Here is an 18179-nt window from a genome sequence, read left to right on the forward strand (position 1 = left end):
TCAATAATACGTCAATCCCGGCATTGGCTAACCAGACGCTGAGATTAACGGCAATGGTGCTCTTGCCGGTGCCGCTTTTCTCACCGCCGAGGAGAAGGATCATGGTTGCGTCTCGTGGGCTGAAATGTGACGCTAATTTAACTTAAATTGATCCTTGGTTGCGTGGGTGGGTGCTGGTGGTGCTTTGCGGAAATTAGCCGACACTAATAACCGATTTTTTGCGGGAGAATTGAAAATTTGTCAGCACTGAACCGATCAATTCCGTCATCTCACTGTGCCACTACCATGAACATCAGCCGCATTCCGATCATCGCTCTATTCTTCAGTGTCACGGTGTTGGCTGATGGCGTGACCGCGATTCAATTCCCGACAGGACAGTCATCCCGCACGGTGTCAGCAAGTGTGGTGCGCGGTGAACGGGATCGCTATTCAATCATCGCTAAACAAGGGCAAACCATGACCGTTGCGATCTATGCGATTGAAGACAATGCGGTCTTTAATCTCTATGCGCCCAAGTATCGGCTTCAAGCTGATGGTTCAATTGCCGGTGAAACCTTGCCCAATGCGGGTGAGGGTGATGATGCAGTGGCATGGACGGGTGTATTGCCCAGCTCCGGGCGGTATCTGATTGCAGTGGGTGGCACTCGCGGCAATGCCAGTTATCAATTAACGGTGACGATCCGATAAACCACAATATCTAGTATCAGTCCGGTAATGGAGGCACCACATCTGGTGGTTCGACCTCATTGGGAATGAAGTTCTCAAACTTGGTGTATTTGCCGAGAAAGGTGAGGCGTACCGTTCCAATTGGGCCATTGCGCTGTTTGGCAATGATGATCTCGGCAGTCCCAACGTCTTTGCTCTCTGGGTTGTAAACCTCATCGCGGTAGACAAACAGGATCAAATCCGCGTCTTGTTCTAATGCGCCTGATTCGCGTAAATCAGACATCACTGGACGCTTGTTCTGGCGTTGCTCCAAACTACGATTCAATTGTGAAATGGCAAGGACGGGCACATGCAATTCTTTTGCGAGGGCTTTGAGAGCACGGGAGATTTCCGCAACTTCATTATTGCGGTTCTCGTGAGTGGATGCCTCCATCAATTGCAGATAATCAATCACGATTAAACCGAGATCATTCCATTCTCGTTTTAAGCGGCGGGCGCGGGTTCTCAATTCCAACGGTGAGAGTGCGGGCGTGTCATCAATGAATAACTCAGCGGTGGACAGTCTCATCGTTGCCGCAGTCACTAATGACCACTCTGCATCATTCAATTGACCGGTGCGTACCTTCTGCTGATCAATGCGACCTAATGACGACAGCATCCGTTTAGTCAAAGATTTGCCCGGCATTTCCATACTGAAGATCGCCACTGAACGCTTGACAGTCATTGCCACATATTCAGCAATGTTCATTGCCAGTGCGGTCTTTCCCATTGATGGACGCCCCGCCACGATAATGAAATCCGCCGGTTGCAGTCCTGATGTCATTTCATCAAGTTCCTTAAATCCCGTCGGTAATCCCGTGATGTGATTGTCGGACTGAAACAGCGCATCAATCTCGTCTACGGCTTCCTGTAAGAGCACCCGAATGGGTTGAAAGCCGCCGCCAACGCGTGCCTCGCGTTCGGCAATGGCAAAGATATTGCGCTCGGCGTTATCCAGCAGTTCCGAGACATCGCGCCCCTTTGGGGAATAGGCGTTGTCGATGATCGCAGTGCCGGTCGTAATCATCTGGCGAAGCATGGAATGCTTGCGCACGATGCCGGCATAAACGTGGATGTTGGCAGTGCTGGGCGTGTCTCGAATTAGGGTGATGAGATATGCCTTGCCGCCCACTGCCTCTAAACGTCCTTTGCGGGTCAGGGTATCTGCCAAGATCACCAGATCAAATGGCGTGTTATTAGCAGCAAGGGCGGTGATTGCGTTGAAGATCACGGTGTTCATGGCGGTAGAAATCGCTTTCGCCCACGATCTCGGCGACCCGTTCCCAAGTGTTGTTATCAAGCAGCAGCCCGCCGAGTACTGATTGCTCGGCGTGGAGATTGTGCGGCGGAGTGCGGATGTCGTCGGTGTCGATGGGAATTTGCTCAGGTGAGGTTGACCACGGTAGTTCGCTGTTAATGTCAGACGACCGTTGCAATGATAGCCTTGATAACAGTTAGTAACCAATTGTTTTAATATAAATGTGCTGAATACATATGAAAATTAACAGTCATTGCGCTTTTGGAAAACTTGAACGTGATCAAGCAGGTAATATCATCGCTTGGCATTCACTAATTGACCATCTTATTGATGTTGCCGCTTGTTTCCAGCGATTATGCCAATGCCACTCTATTCAACGGGCAATGACTCGCACAGCACAGCGTCAACTTAAAGCACAAGATTTCGCACGTTTAACAGTATTAGTTTTTTTACACGATCTCGGCAAAGCAAACAGTGGCTTTCAAGCAAAACGGTGGTCTAAAAATCAAGTACCTAGAGGTTGGCCGAATTATGCCGGGCATGGTCTTGAAGCACTCAAACTCTTTGCCGAGGAAACCTTTCTTCAGACGCTGTTGGCACTACTCCCCATTGATGCACTATGCACTTGGGGCGAAAGCATTGAGGCGTTACTAAAAGCAAGTATTAGCCATCATGGTCGTCCAATCATTGAGAATCCTGGAGATTGGAGCCGTGCGATCTGGAAACCCGTCATCGCTACAGATGCGCAAATGCTTTACGATCCAGCGGTCGTTTTGCGCGAAATCGGACAACGTGTTATCGAAATATATCCAGATGCTTTTTCATTAGATGGTGATCCATTACCAGATGCTCCGGCTTTCGGTCATCTATTTGCTGGACTGGTGCAATTGGCTGATTGGCTTGGCTCAGATACTGCATTTTTTCCAATGTCTAATGGATATGGAAATCGTGTCCAAGAAGCGCCTAATTATGCCAATCGAGCAGTCATTGCGCTTGGATTAGATGCTGCGTCTTGGCAGATTCAACTGAAAAAACTCCCACCTGATTTTGCATCACTTTTTGACGGTCATCAGCCTTATCTAATTCAAACTGCGATGACAGAACTTGAACTAGGTTCACTGGTGGTTTTGGAATCTGAAACGGGAAGCGGCAAGACAGAAGCAGCATTGTGGCGTTTTATCCACTTATTTCAGCGGGGTGAAGTTGATAGTCTTTATTTCGCATTACCAACCCGCGTTTCCGCAACTCAAATCTACGCACGAATACTAAAAGTGATTACCCTACTTTGGCCGATGAATGCACCGCTAACAGTGCGTGCTTTACCGGGTTATTCCGCTGCTGATGGTCAACAACCGCAGGCATTACCCGATTTCAAAGTGTTATGGGCAGACGAACCAACAGATCAAGAAGCACATCGCCGTTGGGCGGCTGAATCACCGAAACGATTCCTCGCCGCACCAATAGCCGTTGGCACCATCGACCAAGCACTCTTTAGTACTTTGCAAGTTCGTCACGCGCATTTACGTCATACTTTGTTATCACGCAGCTTTTTAATTATTGACGAAGTTCATGCTTCTGATCCTTACATGACTGCTTTATCAGAATCTCTATTACAAGCACACCTCGGTTGTGGCGGTCATGCGCTTCTGCTTTCAGCAACACTCGGTTCAACTGCGCGGTCGCGTTACTTAGCGATTGGTCAAGGTGTCAAATCCGCACCGTCAAGTTTTAATGAAGCGTGCACAGCACCTTATCCCGCGCTTTCCGATCATGCTGCTATGCGTGAAATTGTATCAACAATACGTTCCAAGACGGTCACTTGGTCAGTTCGAGATATTATTGATGATCCTGATTCAATTGCTCAAATGGCAATTGAAGCCGCAGCGCATAACGCGAAGGTACTGATTGTGCGCAATACTGTTCCAGCCGCACTTGCTGTTTTCCACGCCTTAGAACAGAAGATTCCCAAACCAGAATGGTTGTTGAGTATTGCTGGAGTCCAAACCTTACATCATGGTCGTTTCAGTCGTGAAGATCGCCCTTTATTGGATGCAGCGGTTCAAGCACAACTTGGTAAACATCGTCAAATAGGATCACTAATCGTCATTGGAACTCAAACATTAGAACAAAGCCTAGATTTAGATGCCGATGTGCTCATTACAGACATCTGTCCTATGGATGTACTTTTACAACGCATCGGTCGCTTGCATCGCCATTTGCGTCCACCGGAAGAGCGACCAGAAGCCTACCGTTCTCCACAGGCTTTGATTTTAACGCCTTTGAATCACGATCTTTCACCACTGCTTAAAACAGCCCAACATGGTCTGGGGCCATTTCGAGATGGTGAGGGTATTTATCCTGATCTACGCACAATTGAAGCGACGCGCCGACTCATTATTGAACGCACAACAATTACCATCCCTCAAGACAATCGTATTCTCGTCGAATCAGCAACACACCCTGAACGATTGCAAGCATTGGAATTGTTAGGTGAAGATTGGGCGCAGCTTGGTCAGAAGATTGAAGGTCAAACTGGTGCCAAGCGCACACTTGCCTACCTGCATCGTTTGGAGTTCAATAAGTCCTTCGATGAAATTCAAGCATTTCCTGATGATCTTGATATTGCGACCCGTCTTGGTATTAAGGATCGCCTCTTAAACTTTAACCCAGCGCCAATCGGACCATTCGGTCAGCCGTTGAAACAACTCACCGTTCGGCATTTCCTTGTGAAGGGAATTGATGTGGATACGCAACCCTCTGCGGTGGAAAACCATGATGGAGTGATTCTTTTTAACTTGGGAAATGCCCGCTTCCGCTATAGTCGTATTGGTCTGGAGAGAATCAACAACTAAAAACTACGGAGTTTGTTATGACGCTACATTACTCACTGCTCGATGAACCCTTGATTAGCATTCGCTCGGCTGATGGGCAGCGCACTTGCCTTAGTCTACCGGCGCTTTTTGTGGCTTTAACTGATGATCGTATTCACGACTTTCCGGCACTGCGTCCGCATCAACGCCATCCGTGGCACGCATTTTTGGTGCAATTAGCAGCGATGGCGCTACATCAGGCTAAGGCGCAAACGCCATTCATTGACGAAGCCAACTGGAAAGCAGCCTTATTAGCACTGACACCGGATGATTCTGATGGCGCAGCTTGGTGTTTGGTCACATCTCCTGAACGCCCAGCACTGATGCAAGCGCCTGTACCAGAACAAACGCTACAGGATTGGAAGAATCGGCTCACCACCCCCGATAAATTGGACATGTTAGTCACCTCAAAAAACCATGATCTCAAGTCAAACCAGATGAAGCAGTGCGCCCCTGAAGACTGGTTAATGGCGTTGATTAGCCTGCAAACACAAGAAGGGTTTTTAGGTGCTGGGAATTACGGGATTTCTAGGATGAATGGTGGTTTTGCAAGCCGTCCAGCAGTTGGTGTGGTTCCACCAGGAGGTTGGGGAAAACGCTGGGCGCGTGACGTGAGTTGTCTGATGAGCTGCCGTGCTGACATCGTGAGCACAATGGAATTGAAGGAACAACGTGGAATTGGTTTGGTGTGGCTTGTGCCTTGGACTGGTAATGACAGTCTTTCATTCGGTGCACTTGACCCTTTTTATATTGAGATTTGTCGGCGGATTCGACTCACTGTTCACAACCATGAAATCGTCGCCTTTAGCACCGGCAGCAAGGTTTCGCGTATCGAAGCTAAAAGTCGTAATGGGATCACTGGTGATCTGTGGATGCCCATTGATATTAGCGCCGCCAAAGCATTAACGATTACAGCAAAGGGCTTTGACTACAAACTAACGGCTGAATTGTTGTTTGGTCAGAAATATAAAGGCTCTCTTGCCCAAACATTGACGACGCAAGATGGGACTCAAGGAATTGTAATGTTGGCTCAGGGTGTCACACGCGGTCAGGGCAAAACCGAGGGCTATCACGAAAGACGGATTCCAATCTCTCCCAAAACGCGATCCTTCATGCTCAAGAGGAATACCGATGTGTTGGCAAAGATTGCTGAAGAACGAGTTTCTGACATCAATAAAATACGGGGGGTGTTATGGACAGCGTTGGCATCATTATTTGATGGCGGCGCATCTAAAGATAAGTTCAGCGATAGCGCCAAAGATAAAGCAAATCTTTTTACCCGCCCGTTTGAATACGACGAAGACCGCCGCTTTTTTGATGGCTCGCTCGGTTTAAATGAACAAATTGAATCGGATCAGCCTGATGAAGTGCGCTTGGCTTGGCATTTGGATATGGCTGATCGCGCCGAAGCGATCCTGATCGCAGCCTTTGAATCAGGACCATGCCACGGTGAACAGCGGTATCGTGCCCGCACGGCTGCTTTGAGCCGTTTACATGGCGGATTACGCAGTGATAAAACGCTTCCAAGTCTAGCGGATTATTACAAAAAACTTAAACAATAATGACGCGTTTCCCCCGTACCTGCGGGGATAGCCCCCGGTTGCATGGCGGATTACACAGCGAGAAAACGTTTCCCCCGCACTCGCGGGGATAGCCCCCGAGATAGTGCGGCACGTTCGCCATTACCTAAAATTTCCCCCGCGCTCGCGGGGATAGCCCGGAGATAACGGATGTTGAACACTGAAGGCGTTTCCGCCTGCATTGATGATGTTAGTTCCCGAGAAAATTCATCTATTGGCAAACTCGCCCAAGTGATTGGACAGGCTCGGCTCGATGGTGGTCTCTCTAACTTGAGTAATGGCGAACGTGTGGCGCTCTTCCGTTTAGACCCAGATGGAGAGCTACGCCCACATCAAGTCGCAGCCCTAGCGCGTGCCCTCATCCATGCCGGTCTCGAACCTGAAACTTGGCAACCTGAAACTTGGCGGCGCTGGGCTTTGATCGCTCACGGTATAGCGTTAGCAGGTCATGCCAACGGTTTTTTAGGTGAGCAACTCCAAAAAGCGAATGTTTCAGAATCTCGCGTAACGAAGCTCTTAACCTCTCGTGGTGACGCCTTTCGCCAACTCCTACCACGACTGCTACGCCTGCTTGCATCCAAAGAAGTCGCTCCGAACTGGCACGAATTCGGTGGCTTGATCATCCACGAAAGCCGCGATGAAACAAAAGCCGAAGCTATTCGTATGAAAATTGCTGGACGCTATTTCTCTGCACTTGCCAAAGCCGATAAATCGGCGGCTTAAATCACATTACAAGGAACCACCACGATGACCCAACCTCGTTTTATTCAGATTCACACGCTGCACACCTACCCTGCTGCGCTAATCAACCGTGATGATGCAGGACTTGCCAAGCGCCTTCCTTTAGGAAATGCAGTTCGAACGCGGATTTCCTCGCAATGCTTAAAACGCCATTGGCGTATCGCTCAGGATCGTTTTGCATTATCGGAACTATCGGTTCCAATGGCAGTACGTTCACGGGTAACGCTGGAGTTGATTTACAAGCGGATTGTAGAAGGCGGCGTCGCTGAAGTTTTAGCACAAGCGGCAGTAGAGGCTTTACGCAATGGTGGCTTGGTCGATAAAGCTGGGAAGGAGATCAAGGGCGCTGATGCGCTCAAGACTGGACAAGCAGTGTTAATGGGCAAGTCTGAAATTGATTATTTAGTCAGTCGTTGTATCGACTTAGCACAAACCAATACCACTGAGGCAACACTCAAAAGCGCCGTACTGAAAATGCTCAAGGATGAGAAAAAACACCTTGAAGCACTCAAACACGGCTGTGGATTAGAAAGCAGTCTGTTTGGTCGGATGGTCACTTCCGATGTGCTCGCTAGTCGAGACGCGGCAATTTATGTTGCTCATGCGTTCACAGTTCATGCTGCTCAAGTTGAAAACGATTATTTCACTGTGGTTGATGACCTGCTCCAAGAAGCCGGTGAACTTGGTTCGGCTGGTATCTTTGATACTGAATTAACCTCTGGGTTGTATTACGGCTATGTAGTCATCGACGTTCGCCAATTAGTTGAGAACTTAGAAGGCATTGAAGCTAAAGACTGCTTCGCAGAAAGCACTCCACCGGACAAGCGCACTTTAGCCGGTAGGGTTGTTGAACATCTATTGCACTTAATAGCAACTGTCAGCCCTGGTGCAAAACGTGGTTCAACCGCACCCTTTGATTGGGCAAAGTTCATGCTGGTCGAAGCAAGTGATTGGCAGCCGCGTAGTCTCGCAGGAGCTTTTCACGATGCGCTGCCATTGTCGGTGAAAGATGACCGGTCAATCCGTGAACGTGCTGTGGTGTGTTTGAGTAATGAACTTACCAAGATGGATGCGGCTTACGGTTCACCCTCAACCCGTCGCGTGATGAGTTTAGATGCAGTGGATATTCCTCATGCTGAACGCCTCAACTTGAACGATTTGGCGCAGTGGGCGGCGCAGTCCGTCATGCAAGGGACCTGCTGACATGCCCCGCCATTTGTTGCTGCGATTAGAAGCACCGCTGATGGCTTTTGGTGGAGAAACCATCGATCACTTTGGCATCATCCGCGATTTCCCGGCGCTATCAATGATAACAGGACTGTTCGCTAATGCTTTGGGCTGGCGGCGTGAGGACACAGATCAACATGATCGTTTACAGGAACGTCTGGTGATAGGTGCGCGGATTGAACGGCAAGGAAGGAAGTTTCAAGACAACCAAAACGCTCAACTGGCAAAAGATGATAACGGATGGACAACTTCTGGCTCACCTGAAGGTCGGGCTGGTGGAGCAGGTACCTACGACAGTCCTCATCGGCGCTTCCGTGATTATTACGCTGATTTATCCATGCTGGTCGCTCTGCGACTCAATCCAGCCGCCGATCCACCGACGCTAGATGACTTGGCAATCGCGCTGGATCATCCTGCCCGACCAATTTTTATCGGACGCAAGCCTTGTCTACCGAGTCAGCGATTATTTGCGGGTTGGCAGGAAGGCATCAATATTTTGGAAGTTCTCCAGTCAGTGCCTTTGCCCAATTCCGTGCGGGAAGGGATTCGACTGCAATGGCCTGATGGAGAGGGAATATTGCTAGGTGATCGCGTGTCAGACATCTGCGATGAACGTCACTGGAGAAGCGGCATACATGGCGGATGGCGATCCGTGCGTGAAGGACGACTGCGAGCCGAGGAGACACCAGCGTGAGCTTTCACTTACTGCATTGTGTACCTAATCTCGAAGCTCTGACCATTTGGGCGACTCGTCATCGTTTACTTTCTCCCGATGGTGATGAGGGATACGCTCTTCATGCTTTGCTGATGGCGGCGTTTGGTGAGCAAGCCCCCAAGCCCTTTCGCTATCTGGGCGCTCGGCAAGGATTATTAGCTTATACAGATCAATCACCTGATGCCTTGCGCGAGAAAGCTTTAATCGCACTACCCGACATTGATCGCGCATTGGGATTGAGTGGTTTATTGTTCAAAGCATTTCCCACCACTTGGCGGCGTGGTCAGACCTTGGCTTTCGAGGTTCGGGTGCGTCCAATAGTGCGGACTAAGGACGGGCGGGAACGTGATGTATTTCTGCATCGTGTCGAAAGTGATTCAGCTCCCAAACGCGCCACAGAAAATGAGACAGAAAATGCGGTTGCCGATTTCCGCGACGCCACCTACGTTGAGTGGCTATGCCACCACTTAGTCGCTGAAGGATCAGCAGAGATACTGGAAGCTGGTATGGATGCTTTCCGTCTAAGTCGAGTGATCCGCCGCGCTCAGTCTGACGATACTGGTCTACGCAAAGCGCGTACTGTTATGGGACCAGATGTCATTCTTAAAGGGCACTTAAAGATCGGCGACAGCGATGCTTTTTGCCGACTGCTGAAGCGCGGAATCGGTCGACATCGCGCCTTTGGATTTGGGATGTTGTTAGTGAGACCAGATAGTTCAGTTCTTTGAAAATCTAAGAGTTATTTTCCCCCGCACTCGCGGGGATAGCCCCCCGTAGCAAGATCGTTAAGATTGACGTGTTCAGCAGTTTCCCCCGCACTCGCGGGGATAGCCCCAGTGAAGTTTAGTGGTAACTAGATGATGTGAAGTTTCCCCCGCACTCGCGGGGATAGCCCCGATAAGGTGTTCAACCCCCAATGCGCGATCAATGTTTCCCCCGCACTCACGGGGATAGCCCTTACAGTCAGCATTTACCACCGGGCGGGCAATGGTTTCCCCCGCACTCGCGGGGATAGCCCCATTGAAGCACTCAAGCACGGCTGTGGATTAGAGTTTCCCCCGCACTCGCGGGGATAGCCCCAGGAACAAGGGCGGGCACGCTCGTTTGAAGAAGTTTCCCCCGCACTCGCGGGGATAGCCCCAGTCTTCATGGCTATAGATGTTTTAGATGATCGTTTCCCCCGCACTCGCGGGGATAGCCCCGTGTAGGTCTTGTCCGCCATCACGACTTGATCGTTTCCCCCGCACTCGCGGGGATAGCCCCGATACTTACACGCGCATTCTTTGCGCATACCAGTTTCCCCCGCACTCGCGGGGATAGCCCCGCTAGACTCCATCGCCACCAGCTCATGCTGTTGTTTCCCCCGCACTCGCGGGGATAGCCCCGAGGTCACTGAACCGGCAGCAGATGAAAGCTGGTTTCCCCCGCACTCGCGGGGATAGCCCCGTCTGGCACCACGTCTGGCTCAACGTCTGGCAGTTTCCCCCGCACTCGCGGGGATAGCCCCTACCGGAATCACTACGGACGCACTCATGCGAAGTTTCCCCCGCACTCGCGGGGATAGCCCAGTAGAAATAAATGCTCAGAATCTGGTGATAAAGTTTCCCCCGCACTCGCGGGGATAGCCCCAAAGTAATGCCGTGATCTGACGCGGCTAATAAGTTTCCCCCGCACTCGCGGGGATAGCCCCGGCTTCGGAGTTTCATTCAAATCACGCACCACGTTTCCCCCGCACTCGCGGGGATAGCCCCAGATCGCCGGTCGCGGTGCGGTATTCCCATTGGTTTCCCCCGCACTCGCGGGGATAGCCCCGATGCGCTGTTGAATCGGGATATGGACGCTTTGTTTCCCCCGCACTCGCGGGGATAGCCCCGAGAAGTTGGCGGGTTTGATGGTAATAACGCAGTTTCCCCCGCACTCGCGGGGATAGCCCCGTTACGCCGTCACAACTTTATAACGTTACGCCGTTTCCCCCGCACTCGCGGGGATAGCCCCCCACTTTCTGGGCTGCTCTATTCTCGGCGAGCGTTTCCCCCGCACTCGCGGGGATAGCCCCCGCCTTGAGCGCGGCACTCAGTGCAGTCTCGTGTTTCCCCCGCACTCGCGGGGATAGCCCCGCCGGTTAAAAATGCACTACAGTACGTTATACGCATAACGCTTTAGGAGTAATCTGTGCATCGTCGGATGACCATCACGCTTGATGAAGCCGTCTATGAAGGGTTGTATCGGACAGTCGGCAAACGGCGGATCAGCCAGTTCATTGAGGATTTAGTCCGCCCGCATGTTCTGGATTCCAATCTGGATGATGGGTATCGGGATATGGCGGCTGACAGTGAGCGCGAAGCTGAAGCACTGGAATGGTGTAACGCTTTGGCAAAGGATATGGCGAATGAAACGCGGTGAAGTCTGGTGGGTTGAGTTCGATCCGTCAGTCGGCAGTGAGATTCGTAAAACCCGCCCCGCTGTCATCATCAGTAATAACGCCGCCAATCGTCATCTGGCACGGGTCGTGGTGATTCCGCTCACCAGTCAGAGCGAACGCTGTTATCCCGGTGAGGCAGTGGTGACGGTGAATGGACAGCAGAGCAAAGCAATGGCAGATCAAATCATGGCAGCAGACAAGATGCGCTTGAAAACACGACTGGGTGAATTATCAAAACCAGACTTGCAAGCCGTTGAGCAGGCAATTCTGGTGCATTTAGGACTGCCGAAATGACTGAAGCCACTCCCGCCCCTCAGATTGATCTCGTCGCGCTCTATCCCGACTGCTTTGATCCCAGCAACCCACGTCCGTTAAAGATCGGCATCTATAAAGATTTACTCGCCGCCGGTCACGATCCCAAAGCGGTGAGGTGCGTGATGACTGCCTATTGCCACCGCCCGCGTTATCTCAAGGCGCTGCAAACCGGAGTCATGCGGATTGATTTACAGGGACAACCCGCTGGTGAAGTGACCGCGTTTCACGCAGCGGATGCTCAAGACAAACTGGCACAGCGTCACTCGATCAAGTCATCGAAACCCAAACCACCATCAGAACCTAAACTACCATCAGAACCCACACCCGTTCTGCCCCTTGATGCACCCTTAAACCCGGAGAACATCGTGTCTGGTCATCTTGAATTGACAGTGAAATTGACGGAATTGCCCACGCCAGTGGTGGTGAAAGCGGGGATGAAGATCGGGGTTCAGACCGAGACCGCGCTGGTGGTAACGACCTTGAAACCCAAAGCGTGGAAGAAACTGGAGAAAGCCCAAGCGGAATGGCCGCAATGGGTGGCGTCGATGACCGGCAAGCTCGGTGCTCAGGTCAATAGCAATGATGGAACGATTGTGATGTTGGAGGATGCGGCGGTGCAGGTGTTCGAGAAGAAGGCGAAGGTGACAGCGGTGGATAATTCATAACCCGTTGGGAATTCAGTCGGGCACAAGATCACGGACATACAACGATCAAACGCCCTACGAAAACAGGCAACGGTCTGGGAATTCGGGTTACAGCCAGCAGTATGATTCAGATGAGTGAGTCATAACGAGATCGGTTGGGCATGAGCAGTTCATGCCCTCATTCATTGAATATGGGTAGATTGAAAATGATTTTTCCTAATCCAGCAATAAATAATCCTTTCAAAACCCACTGTATGGTTTCTTGTGCTTTTTCTGTAATTCACTAACCCCAATACCACACCCCAACCGCCGTCACCACTGCCATTCCGAATAATCCCGCAGTAATCCGTCCCGCTTGTCCGCCGCCATGTCGCGCCCGTAACCCGCTTAGATGTTCCTTGCGAGCCGCAGCATCAGTCCGCACCTGACTGAGCACCGTTTGCCATGCCTGCCGCACCGGTTCCGAGACACTCCCACGCTGTAACTCCGCAAAGTCTTGAGACAACTGAGCAAGCTGTGACAAGCCTTGCGGCATACCTTTGGGAAACCGCGCTTGTCCGGCAAACACCACCCGCCCAATGATCGGGACATCGGGACAGAGTGCCTTAATCGCTTGGATATGGAGATAGTTCTGGCGCAGTGGATTCTGGAACTGGTGACGGGTTGATCTCAAGACCTGCGTCCACTTGGCGTCCTGTTCTTTACCCAAGATCAGACCGCGATAGTTCTTGGTTTCCACCACCAGCAAGCCCGCTGGTGTCAGGGCGAGATGATCCAGTTGCGTCAAGCCACCGCGTCCGTCCGGCACAATCAGATCACGCTTGACCTCAGTGAATAAGCGCCGCAATGCACGGTCAACGGCGATCTCGCCCACTCTACCGCGATGACGGGGGACGAGAATGCGGTGATACAGCACAGCGAAGCCGGTGAGGGCAAAGACGGCGGGGATGAGCCAGAGGGCGAGGTGGATGGGGATGGATGAGAACATGGGATTAAACCAAATGATTTTAGATGCAAAACTTCACATCAAAATCTCCCAAGGAACCATTAGCTTTGGAAGCTGCAAATTACTGATCCTAGATATTGTCCTTAATGTCGCGTGTGCTTGGTGGTAAATCTGCCAATCCGATTCAAGTTGTTTATCAATAAACTCAGTTACCACACCATTCTTTGATCCAACATCAACAGTTGCTGGTTTGACTTTATTCAAGACGCTAAAGTCAAAAAGAAGTCTGTCAAACGTGTTGGGTGGAATATGATCTACAGCACAATTCTCTCTGCTTAAATTCACGCCGGTATAAGGACAAACCAGACCTTGTAAAAGCGATTGATCTCGAAAATAACGTACTTGATAGTTTATAGCAGTCCTTGCCGCTGCTTTATAATCTAGCAAATACTGCGGGTGCTTTTTTCTATTCGTTGGAATCAGCTTTATAGAATGATGAAAACTAATGTCAATGGTCGATCCATCCTTTTTGACCAACACAAAACATCGTGTTCCATGCTGCTCTGTGGTTTGTGTAGAGATACCAACGACTTCTCCAGCCGTTTTGACATCCCATTCGTCATGGAATTTAAATAATTCAAACAGGAATTCACATTGATCTACTGATATGTGAGTGCCATCTGGAGTGTCAGATAAAATTGAACTGCATTTATCGGTAATTTCCGACTTAGTACGAAATTCTGTTTCACCAATTTGATAGGACATTTTTCCTCCATTGCATCACTGAATTAGTTACTGAATGATTTGGATCAGGTGTTTCAACCGCTCAATCACCGACACAAACTCTCACACGGCATCCCATCACCATCGCCGTCCAGTGACTTCACCCCGCAATCAACCAAATAGTGCCGCGCCTCCGCACAATCGCTCATCTGCTTACACGTCCGTTTACCTCCACACGCAGCAGACGCATCTGCGACCGGCACAGTCAACACACTAGGAATTGTCTCCGCTGCGCCCAAACTCGGCTTGATTCCCACTAAGAACTCAATTCCGACTCGCTTCACCAATTCCTCATAACTGATGGGTTTGGTCATCTTGGCATCATCTTTGTTTTCAACCCAATGCGCCCACGCTTGGTTTTTGTCAGCGTCATACACCAGTTTGTAAACATGACTCGGCACCCAAACCCGACTTGCACCGATGGTTGAGACGGGTTTCTCAAAAAATGACCCTGTGAACACGAAAACATCGCCGCTGGTACGCATCACATACTTGCGGGTGGCGGACTCAATACTTTTCGCCCAGATGCCGCGATTCAGGTTGGGCGCTTGCGGGATCATATTCGCCAAACTAGGGTTTGTCATCACCACTCAAATAATTTGTACCACCATCTCCAGCTCTTCTTCCATAAAGGGCGGTGTATTCCTGCAACCGTGCGCCAATGCTATTGGGTGGGGTGAATTCAGAAGTCACCACTCGCTGGGCACGAAGAATTGGATGATAAGCGGTGATGTATTCAATCACTTGTTCCTCTTTCCAACTCCAAGCTGTAGTTGACCATAGCAATGCTATCCAAATCCAGTGCGGTTTATTCATTAGCTACCTTGATAGATAAATGATGATTTGTTTTTAATGTAGCGTGTTCTTAATTTTCAAGCAAGTGTAAAGCTGAGAGTTAATTAAATCTCTGGCATTCTCAATAAACAATTTAGTTGCGCGATCTTTTTTTTGAAGCGCGATCTTTTAATTCAAATGGTTATTTATTCATTCAACTGTTTTTGATTCAACTTTTATTTGTTCGTTCAATCTTTTTTGATTCAATCGTTTATTCAGTTCAGATCATGGACGAGATCGTTAGTTTGGCGTGAGCGTGAGTTGAGTCGCAGTCGGTATGCCAGATATGCCCTGAGATGCGCTGTAACGCTCTTGGTGCCTGCGCTGTGCTGAGGGTGCTGGGATTGTATTCCCGTGATGCTGGAATCGCTCTGAGGGCGTTTGAGACGAAATTAGCTTGATCTCGGTGATCTGGTCAGTGTTCGGCAGTTTGGATGACGTGTTCTGCACTGGTTCTGGGTGGATAGCCATGAAATGCGCTGTATGCACTCAGGACACGATGATGCGCTTGTTGGTAGGCAATTAACCACAGTGATTCACAAATGGCGTGGTGAGCGTTACAGCGCATCTCATGGCGATGTTTGGCAGTGATGCGGTGCTTCGTGTTGTCTGTGCGGTTGTCTGTGCGGGTTTGATCTAGCCAGTGCGGAGAATTGTCATGTTTTTCAGTGAGTTAGTTCTGAACGGCGTTGTCTGTGCGGTTGAGGCTGGTGATGACTAACTGGTTGAATCGTAACTGTTTTTGCTCTTGGTGAGCGTGGTTTGATGGCGGTCGGGCTTGCGTTCAACGTGCGCGTAGGCGCTTGCGGGCGCGAGGTGTGCTGACGGGGCCTCGATGCTTGCAACGGTTAAGAGATGATTAAAGAAAGATTAGGGCTTTTTTGTGCAGTGCAGCAAACGGTTCAAAATCAACAGCTTGCAAGCGTTTTTTTGGATGGCGGCGTATCTGCTATGCCCCGGAAACCTATCTGCTATGCCCCGGAAACCTATCTGCTATGCCCCGGCAGCGTGGGTGCTATGCCCCGGTTGCTTTTTTCTAAGTGAAGTTTGTTGTTATATCTGGATTTTTGGCTCGAAATGCAGTCACAAAAGCACGGGTGCTATGTCCTGTAACCTATCTGCTATGCCCCGGCTCAGACAAAACAACGCGATGCAGTTGATTTCACAGAACCAACCGCACCGCGTTGTTTGAGTAAGCGTTTGTTTACAGGTTACTTTTTCTTGTTCAGATGTCGTGTTTGGCTCGGCGTTGGTGTTTTCTTGACGTGTACGTTGTCGGCTTTGTCAATCGACGACACCCAGCCAGTCACTGCATCCAATTCCTTCAGGTTTTCACGGAGTTTCTGTCGAAAGCTGCAAATCTCCATGTTCTCGCTTCCCGACAGTCGATGCAGGGTTTTGACCTTGACGGGATACGGCTCGGCGTGAGTTGAATAAAACCCGTGCAGCCATTGGGCGAGTGGTTGTCCCTTCAGCCGTTGACGTTGTTCCCAATTGATCTGCGTCCAATCATCACGGGCAAACATGGCTTGTAACTTCGGATTCAGAACAATGACATAACGACCTGTGTCATCGTCACGGTAGAATTCGTCCACCAAAGAACCGCCATAGTTGGAATTTGTGTGATTGAATTCGACATTGGTTGCGGATAATCGCGCTGTTGCACTTTTCAGCCATTCCCGTCCGCTTTTGCCATAAGCGCGACCCATTTTTTGCAACAAAGCACGTTCACTGGTGTAGACATGGTTTTGATTTTCCGATGCCTGTTTGGATAAATCTAGCAACGTTTCCCAGACATCAAGATCGGATTGGTCAAGGCGAGCGCCGGTATAACGGATTTCATAGCCCTCAAGGGTGTTCATAAACTCACGGTTAATGAATTTACGCGGCCCCCGTTTAATTGCCCCGAATAGTGCTGATCGCAGAACACCATTCGGCACACCACGAGAACAATCTGGCCAGACTGGGAGTTGGATAATCTTGGCGGTGGTTTGCAATGCTTTACCCTGAGCGATTGCTTTCGCATCTTCCTCCTCACGCTTCAATCGTGTCCGTTCAGCCGTTGTAGCTCGCATCCGTGTGACTTTTTCCATCATGGACACATGACTTTTCTCTTTCTTTTCCTCGTCTTGCATCACGTTTTCCTCAATCCCGGTTATTGGTTATTCGGTGCTCACACAAGCAAATGAGTAAGCGGATGCAATAACGTTTATTAAAGTGGTTGATTACATTTGTCACACAAGCACGGCATTTCCTCATCCCACACCAGTTGGAGAACCCCGATGTCTTCTAATTCGGCACTCACAGGACACTGCGCACACACACTGCGGATTGGGCGTTGCTGGCAGTTGTGACATTGTGTTACCAGTACCAAAGCCTTTTTAATATCAGCACGTTGATATTTAATCGCACGGGCACGTTCAGCGAGTTCATTCTCTATTTCAGTTAAACGTTTTGCCACTTTGCGACTGGCTTCATCACCAGTGGCACTTGCTCTGCGTATTCCGGCTAATTCCGCCAATGAATTTAATGAAAAACCCAGTCGTGCCAGACCTAAAAAAGCGGCAAACCGTCCTTCATTCGCAGCAGAATAGACACGGGTTCCACTGGGTTTGCGACGTGGATGAACTAATCCCTGTTCCTCATAAAAGCGCAGGGTGCGGACAGAAGTATTCAAGCGTTGTGCAATCTCACTAATCTTCATAAATCAACCAGTTGTGCGTGATAACCCAGCTCGCGGACTGCCTCAATGATGAGATGCGGCGGAGCGTGATCTGGGTGAGTGGAGAAAAACAGCAGGTGCGGTTTGGTGGAGTTGTGAATGTCGGTGGTGATGCCGAACCGTTCAGCGAGTAGGACGATCAAGCGATGTTGGGCGTCTGCATCCAGACGTTCATCAATGTGCAGCATCACATCACGGGGCATAACGACGTTTCCTGAGTGGAATAATGGGCATATTCCAACAGATTACGTCAGCGTGACGTTATCTGGCAATAAAATGACACCTCACTGCCGTTGGTTCAGACACAAAAAACCCCGGCTGACCGGGGTTGTGTGGCAGGTTTGTTCAATGTTCACCACCGAAATGTGATCTCTAAATACGCTTTGATTGTCTTCAGTTCTTCAAAGGTTCCAATAA

Annotated in this window: 18 protein-coding genes, 1 pseudogene and 1 CRISPR repeat array; of the genes and pseudogenes, 10 read left to right on the forward strand and 9 right to left on the reverse strand. The window is 50.0% G+C overall.

What is annotated here, in order from left to right; translation table 11 throughout:
- On the reverse strand, positions 1 to 103 hold a 103-nt coding region (locus CKO12_RS12575), incomplete at its 3' end, for a nucleotide-binding protein (protein ID WP_274599928.1).
- 182 nt (positions 104 to 285) lie between these two features.
- Between CKO12_RS12575 and CKO12_RS12580 the strand changes: the two genes are divergently transcribed.
- Positions 286 to 687 (forward strand): hypothetical protein, encoded by a 402-nt coding sequence (locus CKO12_RS12580; RefSeq protein WP_200155081.1) that lies wholly within the window; start codon positions 286 to 288, stop codon positions 685 to 687.
- Between the two features lie 16 nt (positions 688 to 703).
- Here the strand turns inward: CKO12_RS12580 and dnaB are convergent.
- Positions 704 to 2078, reverse strand: a pseudogene (gene dnaB / locus CKO12_RS12585) (replicative DNA helicase).
- Between the two features lie 121 nt (positions 2079 to 2199).
- On the opposite strand from dnaB, the gene cas3 reads away from it, so the two are divergent.
- The 9 genes from cas3 to CKO12_RS12630 all read left to right on the forward strand — a co-directional run bounded on the left by cas3 (position 2200) and on the right by CKO12_RS12630 (position 12498).
- Positions 2200 to 4815: a CRISPR-associated helicase Cas3' gene (cas3, locus tag CKO12_RS12590; protein ID WP_200155082.1), complete on the forward strand. Its 2616-nt coding sequence runs from the start codon at positions 2200 to 2202 to the stop codon at positions 4813 to 4815.
- Between the two features lie 17 nt (positions 4816 to 4832).
- Positions 4833 to 6395 (forward strand): type I-E CRISPR-associated protein Cse1/CasA, encoded by a 1563-nt coding sequence (gene casA / locus CKO12_RS12595; RefSeq protein WP_200155083.1) that lies wholly within the window; start codon positions 4833 to 4835, stop codon positions 6393 to 6395.
- Between the two features lie 168 nt (positions 6396 to 6563).
- Positions 6564 to 7136 (forward strand): type I-E CRISPR-associated protein Cse2/CasB, encoded by a 573-nt coding sequence (gene casB, locus CKO12_RS12600; protein ID WP_200155084.1) that lies wholly within the window; start codon positions 6564 to 6566, stop codon positions 7134 to 7136.
- Positions 7137 to 7160: 24 nt separating this feature from the next.
- The gene (cas7e, locus tag CKO12_RS12605; RefSeq protein ID WP_200155085.1) at positions 7161 to 8357 is read left to right on the forward strand and encodes a type I-E CRISPR-associated protein Cas7/Cse4/CasC; all 1197 of its coding nucleotides are present in this window, start codon (positions 7161 to 7163) and stop codon (positions 8355 to 8357) included.
- A 1-nt stretch (position 8358) separates the two neighbouring features.
- The gene (gene cas5e, locus CKO12_RS12610) at positions 8359 to 9075 is read left to right on the forward strand and encodes a type I-E CRISPR-associated protein Cas5/CasD (protein WP_200155086.1); all 717 of its coding nucleotides are present in this window, start codon (positions 8359 to 8361) and stop codon (positions 9073 to 9075) included.
- Positions 9072 to 9824: a type I-E CRISPR-associated protein Cas6/Cse3/CasE gene (cas6e, locus tag CKO12_RS12615; protein WP_200155087.1), complete on the forward strand. Its 753-nt coding sequence runs from the start codon at positions 9072 to 9074 to the stop codon at positions 9822 to 9824. The genes cas5e and cas6e overlap by 4 nt, the downstream gene beginning before the upstream one ends.
- A 14-nt stretch (positions 9825 to 9838) precedes the next feature.
- Positions 9839 to 11213: direct repeats of the CRISPR family, unit length 29 nt; unit sequence GTTTCCCCCGCACTCGCGGGGATAGCCCC.
- A 67-nt stretch (positions 11214 to 11280) separates the two neighbouring features.
- A complete protein-coding gene (locus CKO12_RS12620) occupies positions 11281 to 11499 on the forward strand; it encodes an addiction module antitoxin (protein WP_200155088.1) in 219 nt (72 codons plus the stop codon).
- Positions 11486 to 11812 (forward strand): type II toxin-antitoxin system PemK/MazF family toxin, encoded by a 327-nt coding sequence (locus CKO12_RS12625; RefSeq protein ID WP_200155089.1) that lies wholly within the window; start codon positions 11486 to 11488, stop codon positions 11810 to 11812. Before CKO12_RS12620 ends, CKO12_RS12625 begins: the two co-directional genes overlap by 14 nt.
- The gene (locus CKO12_RS12630) at positions 11809 to 12498 is read left to right on the forward strand and encodes a ProQ/FINO family protein (protein WP_200155090.1); all 690 of its coding nucleotides are present in this window, start codon (positions 11809 to 11811) and stop codon (positions 12496 to 12498) included. Before CKO12_RS12625 ends, CKO12_RS12630 begins: the two co-directional genes overlap by 4 nt.
- A 262-nt stretch (positions 12499 to 12760) precedes the next feature.
- On the opposite strand, the gene CKO12_RS12635 is transcribed toward CKO12_RS12630, so the two are convergent.
- The 7 genes from CKO12_RS12635 to CKO12_RS12665 form a co-directional block, all read right to left on the reverse strand.
- On the reverse strand, positions 12761 to 13465 hold the full coding sequence (locus tag CKO12_RS12635; protein WP_200155091.1) for a nuclease-related domain-containing protein: 705 nt from the start codon (positions 13463 to 13465) through the stop codon (positions 12761 to 12763).
- A gap of 33 nt (positions 13466 to 13498) precedes the next feature.
- The gene (locus CKO12_RS12640) at positions 13499 to 14188 is read right to left on the reverse strand and encodes a DUF3223 domain-containing protein (RefSeq protein ID WP_200155092.1); all 690 of its coding nucleotides are present in this window, start codon (positions 14186 to 14188) and stop codon (positions 13499 to 13501) included.
- 65 nt (positions 14189 to 14253) lie between these two features.
- Complete coding sequence (locus CKO12_RS12645; protein ID WP_200155093.1) at positions 14254 to 14790, reverse strand: DNA/RNA non-specific endonuclease; 537 nt, start codon at positions 14788 to 14790, stop codon at positions 14254 to 14256.
- Positions 14777 to 15022, reverse strand: a complete 246-nt coding sequence (locus tag CKO12_RS12650; protein ID WP_200155094.1) for a hypothetical protein — start codon at positions 15020 to 15022, stop codon at positions 14777 to 14779. The genes CKO12_RS12645 and CKO12_RS12650 overlap by 14 nt, the downstream gene beginning before the upstream one ends.
- A 1229-nt stretch (positions 15023 to 16251) precedes the next feature.
- Positions 16252 to 17175 (reverse strand): plasmid replication initiator TrfA, encoded by a 924-nt coding sequence (gene trfA, locus CKO12_RS12655; protein WP_242466330.1) that lies wholly within the window; start codon positions 17173 to 17175, stop codon positions 16252 to 16254.
- Between the two features lie 77 nt (positions 17176 to 17252).
- Positions 17253 to 17744: a MerR family transcriptional regulator gene (locus tag CKO12_RS12660; protein ID WP_200155095.1), complete on the reverse strand. Its 492-nt coding sequence runs from the start codon at positions 17742 to 17744 to the stop codon at positions 17253 to 17255.
- Positions 17741 to 17965 carry a hypothetical protein gene (locus tag CKO12_RS12665; protein WP_200155096.1) on the reverse strand — a complete coding sequence of 75 codons (225 nt, stop codon included), beginning with the start codon at positions 17963 to 17965 and terminating at the stop codon, positions 17741 to 17743. Before CKO12_RS12665 ends, CKO12_RS12660 begins: the two co-directional genes overlap by 4 nt.
- Positions 17966 to 18179 lie beyond the last annotated feature (214 nt).

It is taken from the genome of Chromatium okenii (genome assembly GCF_016583745.1).
Taxonomy (GTDB): Bacteria; Pseudomonadota; Gammaproteobacteria; order Chromatiales; family Chromatiaceae; genus Chromatium; species Chromatium okenii.